This window comes from Glycomyces sp. NPDC049804, from assembly GCF_040674615.1.
GTDB classification, from domain to species: domain Bacteria; phylum Actinomycetota; class Actinomycetes; order Mycobacteriales; family Micromonosporaceae; genus Glycomyces; species Glycomyces niveus.
This window is the reverse complement of record NZ_JBFAMQ010000004.1, coordinates 125,784-138,488: the sequence shown is the minus strand read 5'-3', so window position 1 is coordinate 138,488 and position 12,705 is coordinate 125,784. Positions and strand designations below refer to the sequence as shown.

13 protein-coding genes are annotated in these 12,705 nt (G+C 71.4%); 2 read left to right on the top strand and 11 right to left on the bottom strand.

Annotation, left to right across the window (positions count from 1 at the left end; all coding sequences use genetic code 11):
• Positions 1 to 3 precede the first annotated feature (3 nt).
• A complete protein-coding gene (locus AB0K52_RS07555) occupies positions 4 to 840 on the bottom strand; it encodes a phosphoribosylaminoimidazolesuccinocarboxamide synthase (RefSeq protein WP_363527605.1) in 837 nt (278 codons plus the stop codon).
• Between the two features lie 123 nt (positions 841 to 963).
• Between AB0K52_RS07555 and lipA the strand changes: the two genes are divergently transcribed.
• Positions 964 to 1,902 carry a lipoyl synthase gene (lipA, locus tag AB0K52_RS07550; protein WP_363527602.1) on the top strand — a complete coding sequence of 313 codons (939 nt, stop codon included), beginning with the start codon at positions 964 to 966 and terminating at the stop codon, positions 1,900 to 1,902.
• 30 nt (positions 1,903 to 1,932) lie between these two features.
• Entirely contained in the window at positions 1,933 to 2,628 is a 696-nt protein-coding gene (locus tag AB0K52_RS07545) for a DUF4191 family protein (protein WP_208494097.1), read from the top strand.
• Between the two features lie 124 nt (positions 2,629 to 2,752).
• Here the strand turns inward: AB0K52_RS07545 and AB0K52_RS07540 are convergent, their stop codons facing one another.
• The 10 genes from AB0K52_RS07540 to AB0K52_RS07495 form a co-directional block, all read right to left on the bottom strand.
• On the bottom strand, positions 2,753 to 3,163 hold the full coding sequence (locus AB0K52_RS07540) for a DUF3040 domain-containing protein (protein WP_363527599.1): 411 nt from the start codon (positions 3,161 to 3,163) through the stop codon (positions 2,753 to 2,755).
• A 164-nt stretch (positions 3,164 to 3,327) separates the two neighbouring features.
• Positions 3,328 to 4,572 (bottom strand): DNA polymerase IV, encoded by a 1,245-nt coding sequence (gene dinB / locus AB0K52_RS07535; protein ID WP_363527596.1) that lies wholly within the window; start codon positions 4,570 to 4,572, stop codon positions 3,328 to 3,330.
• Between the two features lie 319 nt (positions 4,573 to 4,891).
• Positions 4,892 to 6,052 (bottom strand): nucleotide pyrophosphatase/phosphodiesterase family protein, encoded by a 1,161-nt coding sequence (locus AB0K52_RS07530; protein ID WP_363527593.1) that lies wholly within the window; start codon positions 6,050 to 6,052, stop codon positions 4,892 to 4,894.
• Positions 6,053 to 6,129: 77 nt separating this feature from the next.
• Positions 6,130 to 6,792: a response regulator transcription factor gene (locus tag AB0K52_RS07525; protein WP_363527590.1), complete on the bottom strand. Its 663-nt coding sequence runs from the start codon at positions 6,790 to 6,792 to the stop codon at positions 6,130 to 6,132.
• A gap of 26 nt (positions 6,793 to 6,818) precedes the next feature.
• Positions 6,819 to 7,958, bottom strand: a complete 1,140-nt coding sequence (locus tag AB0K52_RS07520; RefSeq protein ID WP_363527587.1) for a sensor histidine kinase — start codon at positions 7,956 to 7,958, stop codon at positions 6,819 to 6,821.
• Positions 7,959 to 8,049: 91 nt separating this feature from the next.
• Positions 8,050 to 8,820 (bottom strand): methyltransferase domain-containing protein, encoded by a 771-nt coding sequence (locus tag AB0K52_RS07515; protein ID WP_363527584.1) that lies wholly within the window; start codon positions 8,818 to 8,820, stop codon positions 8,050 to 8,052.
• 268 nt (positions 8,821 to 9,088) lie between these two features.
• Entirely contained in the window at positions 9,089 to 9,853 is a 765-nt protein-coding gene (locus tag AB0K52_RS07510) for a WecB/TagA/CpsF family glycosyltransferase (protein WP_363527582.1), read from the bottom strand.
• The gene (locus tag AB0K52_RS07505; RefSeq protein ID WP_363527579.1) at positions 9,853 to 10,836 is read right to left on the bottom strand and encodes an NAD-dependent epimerase/dehydratase family protein; all 984 of its coding nucleotides are present in this window, start codon (positions 10,834 to 10,836) and stop codon (positions 9,853 to 9,855) included. The genes AB0K52_RS07510 and AB0K52_RS07505 overlap by 1 nt, the downstream gene beginning before the upstream one ends.
• A 38-nt stretch (positions 10,837 to 10,874) precedes the next feature.
• Positions 10,875 to 11,861 carry a hypothetical protein gene (locus tag AB0K52_RS07500; RefSeq protein ID WP_363527576.1) on the bottom strand — a complete coding sequence of 329 codons (987 nt, stop codon included), beginning with the start codon at positions 11,859 to 11,861 and terminating at the stop codon, positions 10,875 to 10,877.
• A 33-nt stretch (positions 11,862 to 11,894) separates the two neighbouring features.
• On the bottom strand, positions 11,895 to 12,398 hold the full coding sequence (locus AB0K52_RS07495) for a GNAT family N-acetyltransferase (protein WP_363527573.1): 504 nt from the start codon (positions 12,396 to 12,398) through the stop codon (positions 11,895 to 11,897).
• Between the last annotated feature and the right edge of the window lie 307 nt (positions 12,399 to 12,705).

Sequence of the window (12,705 nt, the reverse complement as noted above, 5' to 3'; positions counted from 1 at the left end):
CGTTCAGGACCAGGTGCGGCCGGTGAGGAGCTCGTACGCCTCGATGTAGCGGGCGAGGGTCGCCTCCGCGATGTCCTGCGGGATCTCGGGGGCTTCGGCGTCGTCGGGCGTCCAGCCGGTCGACTTGGCCCAGTCGCGCACGAACTGCTTGTCGAAGGACGCCTGGGTGCGGCCGGGCTCCCACGAGGCGGCGTCCCAGAAGCGGGACGAGTCGGAGGTGAGCACCTCGTCGGCGAGGCGGAGCGTGCCGTCGGCGTCGATGCCGAACTCGAGCTTCGTGTCGGCGATGATGATGCCCTTGGCGAGGGCGATCTCGGCGCCGCGCCGGTAGATCTCGAGGGTGAGGTCGCGGACGCGGGCGGCGAGGGCGTCGCCGAGGACGCCGGCGGTCTCCTCGTAGGTCATGGGGAGGTCGTGGTCGCCCACGTCGGCCTTGGAGGTCGGGGTGTAGATCGGCTCGGGCAGGCGCGAGCCGTCGACGAGGCCCTCGGGGAGGGCGATGCCGCAGACGGTGCCGCTCTTCCGGTACTCGGCGAGGCCGGAGCCGGTGAGGTAGCCGCGCACGACCGCCTCGACCTTCACCATCTCGAGGCGCTTGACCCGCACGGCCCGCCCGGCGAACTCGGCGGGCACGTCCTCGGCGGAGACGACGTGGTTGGGGACGATGTCGGACAGCTGCTCGAACCACCAGAGGCTCAACGCGGTCAGGAGCGCGCCCTTGCCGGGGATCGGGGTCGGCAGGACCACGTCGTAGACGCTGACGCGGTCGGAGGCGACGAGGATCAGGTCGCCGCCGTCGGCGTAGACGTCGCGGACCTTGCCCTGGTGAATGAGTTCCACTGCTGCTCCCGTGTTCGACTGGTCCCATTAGACCAGCGGGAACGTCATCCTACGTTTCATCGACGCGGCCGCTGTGCGGAGCGACACCTGCCGTCCCGCGTCTGCGCGGCGTAGGCTGGGCCGGTGACTTCCGAACAGCCTGAAGGACGCCGGATGCTGCGCCTCGAAGTGCGCAACGCCCAGACCCCGATCGAGAAGAAACCCTCCTGGATCAAGGTCAAGGCCAAGACCGGCCCGGAATACACCGAACTGCGGGGCCTCGTCAAGAGCGAGGGGCTGCACACGGTCTGCCAAGAAGCCGGTTGTCCCAACATCTACGAGTGCTGGGAGGACCGGGAGGCGACGTTCCTCATCGGCGGCTCCCAGTGCACGCGCCGCTGCGACTTCTGCCAGATCGACACGGGCAAGCCCGACGCGCTCGACCGCGACGAGCCCCGCCGCGTCGCCGAGTCCGTGCAGACCATGGGCCTGAAATACGCCACGATCACCGGCGTCGCCCGCGACGACCTCGACGACGGCGGCGCCTGGCTCTACGCCGAGACCGTCCGCCAGATCCACGCGGCCGTCCCCGGCTGCGGCGTCGAACTGCTCATCCCCGATTTCAACGCGGTCCCCGAGCAGCTCGCCGAGGTCTTCTCCTCCCGCCCCGAGGTGCTCGCGCACAACGTCGAGACCGTGCCGCGCATCTTCAAGCGCATCCGGCCCGCGTTCCGCTACGAGCGGTCCCTCGAGGTCATCACCAAAGCCCGCGAGGCCGGCCTGGTCACCAAGTCGAACCTCATCCTCGGCATGGGCGAGACCCGCGAGGAGGTCTCCCAGGCCCTCCGGGACCTGCACGCCGCCGGGTGCGAGCTCATCACCATCACCCAGTACCTGCGCCCGACCAAGCGCCACCACCCGGTGGACCGCTGGGTCAAGCCCGAGGAGTTCGTCGAGCTCACCGCCGAGGCCGAGGAGATCGGCTTCGCGGGCGTCATGAGCGGCCCGCTCGTGCGCTCCTCGTACCGCGCCGGCCGCCTGTACCGACAGGCGATCGAAGCACGCGCAGCAGCCCCCGCGTAACCGCCGACATCGCCCACTAGAATTGACGTCATGGCAAAGCAGCAGGAAAAAGAGACGTTCGGGTCGCGCCTGAAGACCATCGGGATGGCGATCAAGTTCACCCACCAGCGGGACAAGCTGTTCCTGCCGCTGGAGGCCGCCGCGATCCTGCTGCCGTTCGCGATCATCACCGCTCTGGTGGTCTTCGCGAAGTTCTCCCTCATCTGGTTCGTCAGCGCCCTGTTCGTCGCGCTCCTGGCCGGCCTGATCGTGCTCAACATGCGCACGAGCAAGGTCGTGAACAAGGAGGCCGTGGGCAAGCCGGGCGCGGCGTACGCGCTCATCGACGGCATCCGCGGCTGGCAGGTCACCCCCGGCGTCGCGGCCCTGTCCGAGACCCAGATGGTCCACCGCGCGGTCGGCAAGGCCGGCGTGGTCCTCCTCGGCGAGGGCGGCGGCAAGGTCCGCAAGCTCCTCGGCCAGGAGAAGAAGCGCATCTCCCGCGTGGTCGGCTCGACCCCGGTCTACACGTTCCTCGTCGGCGAGACCGCGAGCGACGACTTCTCGGTGACCGAGGTCCGCAAGCGGCTCATGAAGCTGCCCAAGAACATCGACTCCAAGGACGCCAACCACATCGCCAAGCGCCTCGACGCGCTCGGCATCGGCATGGCCATCCCGAAGGGCCCGATCCCGACCAGCGCCAACGCCGGCAAGGGCGCGCGGCGCGCCGCCCTGCGCGGCCGCTAGAACGCAAGCGCCGCAACACACCTGCGCACGAAAAGGCCCGGCGGGGAAGCCCCGCCGGGCCTTTCGCTGTCCTGCCCCGCCGCCGGTCGTGCAGCGGCGAAGCGATGTCTCAGATGACCAATGCCTAGAAGATGTCGCCGTTGTCGCGGCGGCGCCGCCAGCGCTCTTCCATACGGGAGGTGAAACCGCCGGGCTTGGGGGCCTTCGAGCCGCCGACGGGCCGGCTGGCCTTGCCGTCGACCGCCTTCAGCTTCACATTGGTGCCGCGGCGCTGGGCCCACAGGCCGAGGATCAGACCGCCGAACATGAGCACCGCGCCGATCGGGGCGCCGAACATGGCGACATCGCCCCCGGCGATCACAGAGCCGATGACGACGCCGATCCCGATGACCGTGACGATGCCGGCCAGGATCAGCCTGCGCCGGGTCACGTGCGCCGGATCGTGGGCGCGCACAGCAGAGGCGAACTGCGGGTCTTCGGACAAGGACTGCTCGATTTGCTCGAACAGACGTTGTTCGTGGTCGGAGAGCGGCACGACACTCCTCCTGCGCTAGTGCTCGACGGAGCCGCCACGGCGACTCCACTGCTTGCATCCAAGTCTACGAGGCTTTCGCCCGAGGCGGAAGGCAGTTCGTGCTTGAATCAGTGCGTTCTGGCCCCGATGCGCGCGCTGACGGGGCGCGCCCGCCGCCGGGGCCGTCACCGGCTCGGGTTCCCCGATTCAGGGGTGTCTACACGCGAGTCCCGGCGCGCCAGGCGGCCCGCCGAACGCACCGCGCCCTTCCCGAACTTCGCGCTCGCCTGATCGATCACCGTCTCGATGTCGCGCCACCCGTGCTCGGGTTCGCCGAGCGCCACCTGCCGCCCCACGGCGGCCGCCTCGACCAGGTGATCGAGCTTCACACCGATGAGCCGCACCGGCGCCGTCGCGGCCGCGTCCGCCAGTTCCCTTGCGGCGGCGTAGATCTCACGGCCCACATCGGTCGGCGCGGGCAGCATCCTCGAACGCGTGATCGTCTTGAAGTCCCCGAAGCGGATCTTCACCGTCACCCCGCGGCCCGCCCAGCCCGCCGCGCGCGCCCGGGACGCGACCTTCCGCGACAGCTCCAGCAGGACCGGCCCCCACACCGCGCCGTCCGGGGCGTCGCGGTCGAACGTCGTCTCGTTGCTGATCGACTTCTCGACCCGGTCGGGTCGCACCGGCCGCGGGTCGATGTTCCGCGACAGCGCGTACAGGTGCTCGGCGCTGGCGGTGCCGACGGACGCGGCGAGGCTGTCGACGTCGAGCCGGGCCAGGTCGCCGACGGTGCGCATCCCCAGGCGCGTGAGCTTCTCGGCGGTCTTCTCCCCGATCCCCCACACCGACCGGATCGGCAGGCGGTGCAGGAACTCGAGCTCCGTGGCGGCCGGGACGACGCCGAGCCCGTCGGGCTTCGACGCCTCCGACGCGAGCTTCGACAGGAACTTGGTCGAGGCGATCCCGACGGTGCAGGTGATGCCGTGCTCGGCCCGCACCCGTTCGCGGATCGCCCGCGCGATCTCGACGGGCGAGCCGATGAGCCGCCGCGCCCCGGAAACGTCCAGGAACGCCTCGTCGACCGAGATCGGCTGGACGTGCGGGGTGAACTCCCGGAAGATCGCCATGACCGCCCGCGAGACCTCCCCGTACGAGGTGGTCGGGGTGATGAACACGCCGTGCGGGCAGCGGCGGCGGGCGATGGCGGTCGGCAGGGCCGAGTGCACGCCGTACTCGCGGGCCTCGTACGAGGCGGCGGAGACGACCCCGCGCGGCCCGAGCCCGGCGACGATCACGGGCTTGCCGCGCAGCGACGGGTCGCGCGCGATCTCCACGGACGCGAAGAACGCGTCCATGTCGACGTGCATGATCCCGAGACCGTCATCGGACAGCCCGGGACCGATGAACCGATGAAGATCGCTGGCCACCCCCGAAGCCTAGCCACCAGGTCCGACAACCCCCGCACCACCATCCACGACCTGCGCAGACACATGAATGTCAGACCCGTTTGAGGAAGTGGTCCCCTTCGGTTGGCAGGCAGGCGGACGCGGGTGGGAAGGGGCACGCCCTACGCGCGCCAGGCGGCGCGCCGCCGCGCCGCCCGAAGCGCCCCCTCACCGACGTCCATCGCACACCGTCCCGGCCCCCGCTCCCGTGCGGCACACGCGGCGCGGCGGCCGCCCCGGCCTCGCGAAGCGCCCTGCGGCGCACAGCAGCCCGCCACCTGAGCGGCATCCGGCCCTCGGCTCAGCCGGTGCGGTAGCTCCACAGCGGGACCGCCATCTCCGCGGCCGTCAGGCCGCCGTGGTGGCCGATGAGCCGCGCGACGTGCGGCGGCTCGCCCTCCACGCCCACGATCGCGAACGTGTCGCGGCACGCCACCACCAGGTCGCCGATGCGCTCGCGGCTCGTCTCGGTGACCTTGGGCCCGAACCAGCCGCGGTCGACCGCCTCGTCCCGCCCGATCACCTCGGCGCGGCCCGCGACCGCGTCCGTCCACGCCTGCCGCACGTCCTCGACCGCGCCCGGCGCCGTGTACAGGTACCGCATCCGCCCGTCGCCCGCGACCGCCTCGACCCCGTACCCGAGGTCGGGCCGCCGGTCGAGGTGCAGCCGGTCGGTGATGTTGACCATCCCGTGGTCGGCGGTCACCATCAGCGCCGCGTCCCGCGGCAGCCCGGTGAGCATCCCGTCGATCGCCTCCGCGACCTTCGCGACCGCTTCGAGCCACTGCGGCGACCCGATCCCGTGGAAGTGCCCGGCCGTGTCGACGTCGGGCAGGTACGCGTACACGAGGCTCCGGTCCCCCCGCGCCAGCGCCGCCAGGGTCCCCTCGGCGACCTCGTGCGGGGCGATGGCGGGCAGCCAGTCGGCGCCGCGGTAGATCGCGCGGGTCAGGCCCGTGTCGCGGAACGTCCCGTTCGAGACGACCGTGCACACCACGCCGTCCGCGTCGGCCTGCTCGAAGCAGGTCGGCTCGGGCTGCCACGTCTCTGGGTCGGGCGCGCCGTCCCAGCGGATGTGGGTGACGAGGTCGCCGGTGTCGGGCACGCGCACGGTGAACCCGATGATGCCGTGCTCGCCGGGCGGGAGCCCGCACGCGAGGGACGCGAGGCTGATCGGGGTGGAGGAGGGGACCGTGGCGGTGATCGGGGTGAGGGTGCCGAGTTCGCCGTGGCGCATGGCGCCGATGGTGGCGCTGGCCTGGGCGGCCTGGCCGAGGAGGTGGTAGCCGAAGCCGTCGAGGAGGAGGACGGCGATGCGGCGGACGCCGTCGAGCTCGGCCCCGCGGAGGTTGCGGCCGCGGGTGGGGATGCCAAGGGCCGCAAGCGCGGTCGGCATGACGTCGGCGAGGGTGCCGGTGTCGTAGGCGGGTCGCGTCGCCGTGAGGTGCGGGCTCGAAGGCATGGCCCGAGGCTAGCCGGTTTCGTGTCGGTTCGGCCACACCATGTGCGAAAGGGGCGTGCTTTCCGGGTCGCGGCCGTTCAGGCGTCGGGGATGTCGAGGCCGGACCGGTAGGCGAGGGCGACGAGTCCGGCGCGGTCGCGGGCGGCGAGTTTCGTCAGGAGCTTGCCGACGTGGGTGCGGACGGTGGCGGGGCTGATGAACAGGCGGGCGCCGATCTCGTCGTTGGGCAGGCCGGTGGCGACCCAGCGCAGGATCTCGAGTTCGCGTTCGGTGAGGGCGGCGAGGCCGGGGTGGGGCCGGGCCACGCCGGTGCCGCGCTCGGCGTAGGCGTCGATGACCTTGCGGGTGACGTCGGGGCTGAGCAGGGAGTCGCCGGCGGCGGCGAGGCGCACGGCCCGCAGCAGGTCGTCGGGGGGCGCGTCTTTCATGATGAAGCCGGCGGCGCCGTTGGAGAGGGCGTCGAAGATGTAGTCGTCGACTTCGAAGGTCGTGATCATGACGACGCGGGTGGCGGCGAGGCCGGCGTCGCGGCTGATGCGCCGCAGCACTTCGAGGCCGTCGAGGCCGGGCATGCGCACGTCGAGGAGGGCCACGTCGGGCCGCAGACGCGAGACGAGCTCCCAGGCTTCCTGGCCGTTCTCGGCTTCGGCGGCTACGTGGATGTCGTCCTCGCCGTTGAAGAGGTTGCGCAGGGCCATGCGGATGAGGCTCTGGTCGTCGGCGATCACGAGTTCGATCATGCGCGGTCCTTTATGGGCATTCGAGGTCATGTTGTCGTGTACGGCATGTCGGCTTGGACGGCGAAGCCGCCGCCGGGCCCGGGCGCGGCGCTGAAGTGGCCGCCGCTGGTGAGGACCCGTTCCATCATGCCGGTGACGCCCTGGCCGACCCGGTCGAGGTCGATCGGCCCGCCGCGCCCGTCGTCCTCGACGAGGATGCGGATCTCCGTTGCGCCGCAGTCGATCCGGACCGTCGCCCGGGTCGCTTCGGCGTGGCGGATGACGTTCGTCAGCGATTCCTGGACGACCCGGTAGGCGGTGGCGGCGAGGTTCGCGGGCACGAGCGCGGGGTCCCCGCTGACCTCGTAGGCGACGTCGAGCCCGCCGGTGCGCACCGACTCGACCAGGGACGGGAGGTCGGCGATCGCGCCGGTCGGGCGCAGGTCGGGCTGGCGGCCCTGGCGCAGGGGCGTGAGGGTGGCGCGGAGGTCCTGGAGCGCGCGGGTGGAGGCGTCCCGGATCGCCTGGAGGTTCTCGAGCACCTCGGGCGGGGCGCCCTGGCCGCGCTTCTCCAGCATGTGCAGGGCGACGCCGGCGTTCATGCTGACGACCGCGAGGCTGTGGCCGACCACGTCGTGGATCTCGCGGGCCATCTCGACGCGTTCATCGGCCCGGTACCGCTCGCGTTCGGCCTCGCGTTCGCGCGCCCGGGCGTGCCGGGCCTCGCGGACGATGCGGCCGCCCGCGGCGGCGATGCCGAGCCATACGAAGGTGATGCTCGCGTTGACCCACAGGTCGGGGATGTCGCCGAGCACGAACGTCTGGAACGCGGTGTTGACCGCGAAGAGCGCCCCGATGACGATCAGGACGGTCTTGAGCGGCCTCGCGAACGCGTAGAAGAACACCGCGACCGCCGGCAGCATGTAGACCGGCCCTTCGGGCAGGCCGAGGCACAGGTACACGTACAGGCTCGTGACCGTCCCCGCGAGGGCGACTTCGGGCCAGTGGCGGCGGACCGCCAGGAACGCGGCGGCGACCGCGATGAGGGTGAACGCGAGCGGCCCCGGGTCGTGGTCGGCGGCGGCGCCGACCGTCGTGCCGCTCGCGAGGACGCCGAGCAGGGCGGCGAGGCCGATGTCGAAGGCCAGGGCCGGGATGCGGCGGCGGGCGGCGGATGGCGCGGTCACGGCTCCAGGCTACGGCCGGGAGGCGCGCGCGCCTTCGGCGCGAGGACGTAACCGCGTCTATGCGCCTCGGCGTAGACGCGGCCGCCCCCGGTCAGCGCATGGGTTTGCGGGCGAGCAGGTGGATGTTGGTGGCCATGTCCCGGAAGGGGACTCGCGAGGCGGTGGCGAGCTCGAACTCGCGCAGGCCCTCGCCGGGGCCGGACTCGACCCTCGCGAGCGGGGCCGGGACGAGGTCGCCGACGACGCCGACGCCGTGGACCTGCTCGGTGACGAGCCCTGAGCCGCCGACGAGCGCGGTGAGCGTCGCGGTCTCGAAGCGGCGCTTGATGGTGTCGCGGCCCGCGGTGACGCCGTCGACGTGGGTGAGGAGGTCGAGCGCGGTGTCGAAGTGCCCGGAGAGGGCCTTGCTGAGGACGGCGGCGATGCGGTTGGCGACGAGGATGCTGACGGCGCCGCCGGGCGCGCAGACGCGGCCGAGCGCGTCGAGGGCGGTGTCGGGGTAGTCGACCATCTCCAGGACCGAGTGGCAGAGCACGAGGTCGGCGGTGCCGGGCTCGGCCACGTCGGGGAGTTCGTCGGCGTCGGCCTGGACGGCGCGGACGCGGTCGGTGACGCCCGCGTCGGTGGCGCGCTGGCGCAGGGAGGCGAGCGCGTTGGCGCTCGGTTCGACGACGGTGACGTCGTGGCCGAGTTCGGCGAGGGGGACGGCGAATCCGCCGGAGCCGCCGCCGACGTCGAGGATGCGGAGGGTCGCTCCGGTCCCGGCGGCGAATCGCTCGATCTCGGCCGACAGGACCGACCACACGACGGCCATGCGGGGGTGGTGCCCGGTGTGCGTGATCTCTTTGGGAATGTCGACCATGGGCCACAGCCTAGCGCCGTTCACCCCTGTGGGTGAGGAGGGCGGCAGAGTGCGGAAACGTGAACGGAGGGTCTTAACAAATCGGACATCGATGGGCCCCCGGTCTCAACCCTGCACGAGGGGTACGACATCGGTCGCGCCCGCTGAACGTGAGCGGAGGGTCCCGGCAAATCGGACATCGATGGGCCCCCGGTTCAACCCTGGCACGGGGGTGCGACACGGAAACGCCGCCCGGCCCCGAGGCGGGACCGGGCGGCGGAGGCGAGTGTCAGTCGCGGAGGAAGGGCGGGCGTCTGCGGATCTCCCGCAGGTACGCCGGGTTGTTCTTGAAGTACCGGCGCCAGAGGCGCTTGGGCTCTTTGGTGAGCCGGTAGCACCATTCGAGGCCGTTGCGCTGCATCCACGGCGGGGCCTGCGGGACGAGTCCGGCGTGGAAGTCGAACGCGGCGCCGACGCCGAACATGGCGGGGGCGTTGAGGCGGTCGCGGTGCGCGGCCATCCACCGCTCCTGCTTGGGCGTCGAGAGCCCCACCCACACCAGCTGGGCGCCGGAGTCGTTGATGCGCTTCACGATCGCCTCGTCCTCCTCTTCCGTCAAGGGACGGAACGGCGGCGAGTAAAGCCCTGCGAACTTGACGCCCGGGATGCGCTCGGCGAGCTTCTCGGCGAGGAGTTCGGGCACGCCGTCCTTGCCGCCGTAGAGGAACGAGGTCCAGCCGCGTTCGGCGGCGCGGGCGAGCACGTTGAGCATCAGGTCGGGCCCGTAGACCCGGTCCATCCAGTCGGCGCCGGCCTTGTGCCCGGCCCACACCATCGGCATGCCGTCGGGCGTGGTGAGCCCGGAGGCGTTGTGGATGGCCAGGAGCTCGGGGTCCCGCTGGGACTCCATGACCCCGTGCACGCCGGTGACGCACACGTAGTGGCGTTCGCCGGTCTCGACCCAGCGGGTCACCTCGGCCAGTGCCATGTCCTGGTTGACGGTGGAGACGCCGACGCCGAGGACGTCGACGCGGCGCAGCTGCGGGTCGGACATCAGCTGCTGTACTTGGCCTTGACCTGGTCGTAGACCCACTCGTAGGTCTTCGTCATGCCTTCGCGGAGGCTGATCGAGGGCTCCCAGCCGTAGTACTTCTGGATGAGCGTGTTGTCCGAGTTGCGGCCGCGCACGCCCAGGGGGCCGTCGATGTGCTTGAGCTCGATCTCGATGCCGGCGATGTCGGCGACCAGGTAGTACAGGTTGTTGATGGTGGTCAGCTCGGAGGAGCCGAGGTTGAGGGGCTCGGTGACGTCGCCGCGCGTGAACATCTTGGTGCCGTGGACGCAGTCGTCGATGTAGGTGAAGGAGCGGGTCTGCTCGCCGTCGCCCCAGATCTCGACGGTCTTCTCGCCCTTGAGGGCGGCGAGGGCGATCTTGCGGCAGGTGGCGGCGGGGGCCTTCTCGCGGCCGCCGTCCCATGTGCCCTCGGGGCCGTAGATGTTGTGGTAGCGGGCGATGCGGGTCTCGAGACCGAAGTCCTCGCGGAAGTGGCGGCACATGCGCTCGGAGAACAGCTTCTCCCAGCCGTAGCCGTCTTCGGCGTCGGCGGGGTAGGCGTCCTCTTCCTTCAGGGGCGCGATGTTCGCCTCGGTCTGCTTGTAGCCGGCGTAGACGCACGCGGAGGAGGAGTAGAAGAAGCGGCCGACCTCGGCGTCCTTGGCGGCCATGAGCATGTGGGTGGAGGGGAGGACCGAGAGCATGCACAGGGCCTTGTTGTTCTCGATGAAGCCCATGCCGCCCATGTTGCAGGCGAGGTTGTAGACCTCGGCGGCGCCGTCGCCGACGGCTTCGCGGCAGGCGTCGAGGTCGGCGAGGTCGCGCTGCAGGTTCTCGGTGTCGCCGTGGACCTGGTACCACTCGTCGAGGGGCTTGACGTCGACGGCGCGAACGGTCTTGCCTTCGGCGAGGAGGCTCGCCACCAGGTGCCCGCCGATGAACCCACCGGCTCCCGCCACTACCGCGTCCACGCTTGCCGCCATCGTCACTCCTCAAGGTTTCGGGTACGGGGAAAGAAGCCTCAGCCTACCCGTCGCGTTTCCGCACCTACCAGCCGGGAAATGGGGTGTAAGTCACCTTTGGGGGCAGTGTCAAAGGCGGGGTCGGGGCCGGCTGCGGGGGCCTCGTCCGCGCCGCGGCGCAGCAGCTGCGCGGGGCCGATGACGAACAGGTCCGGGTCGGGGTCGGCGGCGATCGCGGCCTCGACGCGGGGGGCGATGCAGTAGAGGCGGGTCGGGGGGTCGCCGAGGAGCTTCCTGACGTAGCGGAGGCGTTTGAGCTGGCGTTCGACCATTTGGAACTTCCAGCGGATGGTGCCGAGCGCGATCGGTTCGCCGGTCGCGGTCCAGGCGGCGAGCTCGATGGAGCGCAGCTGCCGGAAGCGCGGGTCGGGGACGGTGAGGCGGGTGGTCCGCGCGGCGGCGGGGTCGTTGAGGGCCCATTCGCGGGCGAGGCGGTGGAATTCGGGGCGGCACACGTACCGGTCGAAGCGGGCGTGGGTCATCCGCCACAGCTTGTCGGTGATGTACCCGCGCCGCCAGCGCGGCAGGTGCTCGGCGAGCATCGCGTAGTGGAAGCGGGCGAGGCGGTGCTCCATGGTCCAGAACGGCGCGTCGGGTTCGAGCGGGTTGGCGTCGGCGCGGATGAGCCCGGCGGCTTCGAGGCGCGGGAGGAGGACGTCGAGGTCGGCTTCGCTGAGGCCGGTGGTGGCGCGCAGGTCGTAGGGGGTCCGGGGGCGGACGGTGACGGCGGCGAGGACGGCGTCGGTCGGCTTGTCGGGGCCTTCGCCGAGGGCGGCCTGGACGGCGCCGGCGGCGGCCTCGAGGAAGGGACTCCCGGGCCGCAGGAACGCGGTCTTGACCCAGGTGTCGGCTTCTTGGCGGGTCGAGGGGAGGTCGCCGGCCTGCGCCAGGAGGGCGGGGTCGGAGCCGAGGAGGGCGTGGACGCTGACGGCCGTCTCGGGGTCGGCGACGCCTACGGAGAGGATGGACTCGCGCAGTTCGTTCATAGCGATTGCGATGCTACACAAGTGCTGCGCGGGTCACAGTTCACGGAACATGAGGTGCATGCCGACCAGGCCCTGGGCGGGGTGGCGGAAGGCCTCGGGCAGGACCGCGAGGGTGCGGAAGCCGAGGGAGTGCCAGAGGTCGACGGCGCGGGTGTTGGTGGCGACGACGGCGTTGAACTGCATGGCGGTGAACCCGTCGGCTTTGGCGCGGGCGAGCGCGGCCTCGCCGAGCGCGCGCCCGAGGCCTTGGCCGCGCGCGGCCGGGTCGACCATGAACCCGGCGTTGGCGATGTGCGCGCCGCGCCCGGGCTGGTTGGGGTGGATCTCGGCGATCCCGGCGACCCGGCCTTCGGGCGTGCCGTCGTCGACGACCGCGACGAGCGCGCTCGCGGGCGCCTCCTTCTCGATCCAGCACGCCCGCAACCGCTCTTCGGGGGTGTCGGCCTCCCACACGAAGTGCTCCCCCGACGCGACGATCGGAGCGGCGAACGCCCACACAGCGGGCCAGTCCTCAGGGCGGGCGTCACGGATCTCCATGGCCCGGAAGCGTAATCCACACCTTCGAACAGCGCCAGCTCCCCCGGCGCCGCCCTCGCCGTCGCACCCCCGTGTCAGGGTTGAGACCGGGGGCCCGTCGATGTCCGATTTGCCGGGACTCTCCGCTCACGTTTCCGTGGCGGCCGACCATGTCGGACCCATGGTGCAGGGTTGAGACCGGGGGCCCGTCGATGTCCGAATCGCCGGGACCCTCCGCTCACGTTTCCGTGGCGGCCGACCATGTCGGACCCATGGTGCAGGGTTGAGACCGGGGGCCCGTCGATGTCCGAATCGCCGGGACCCTCCG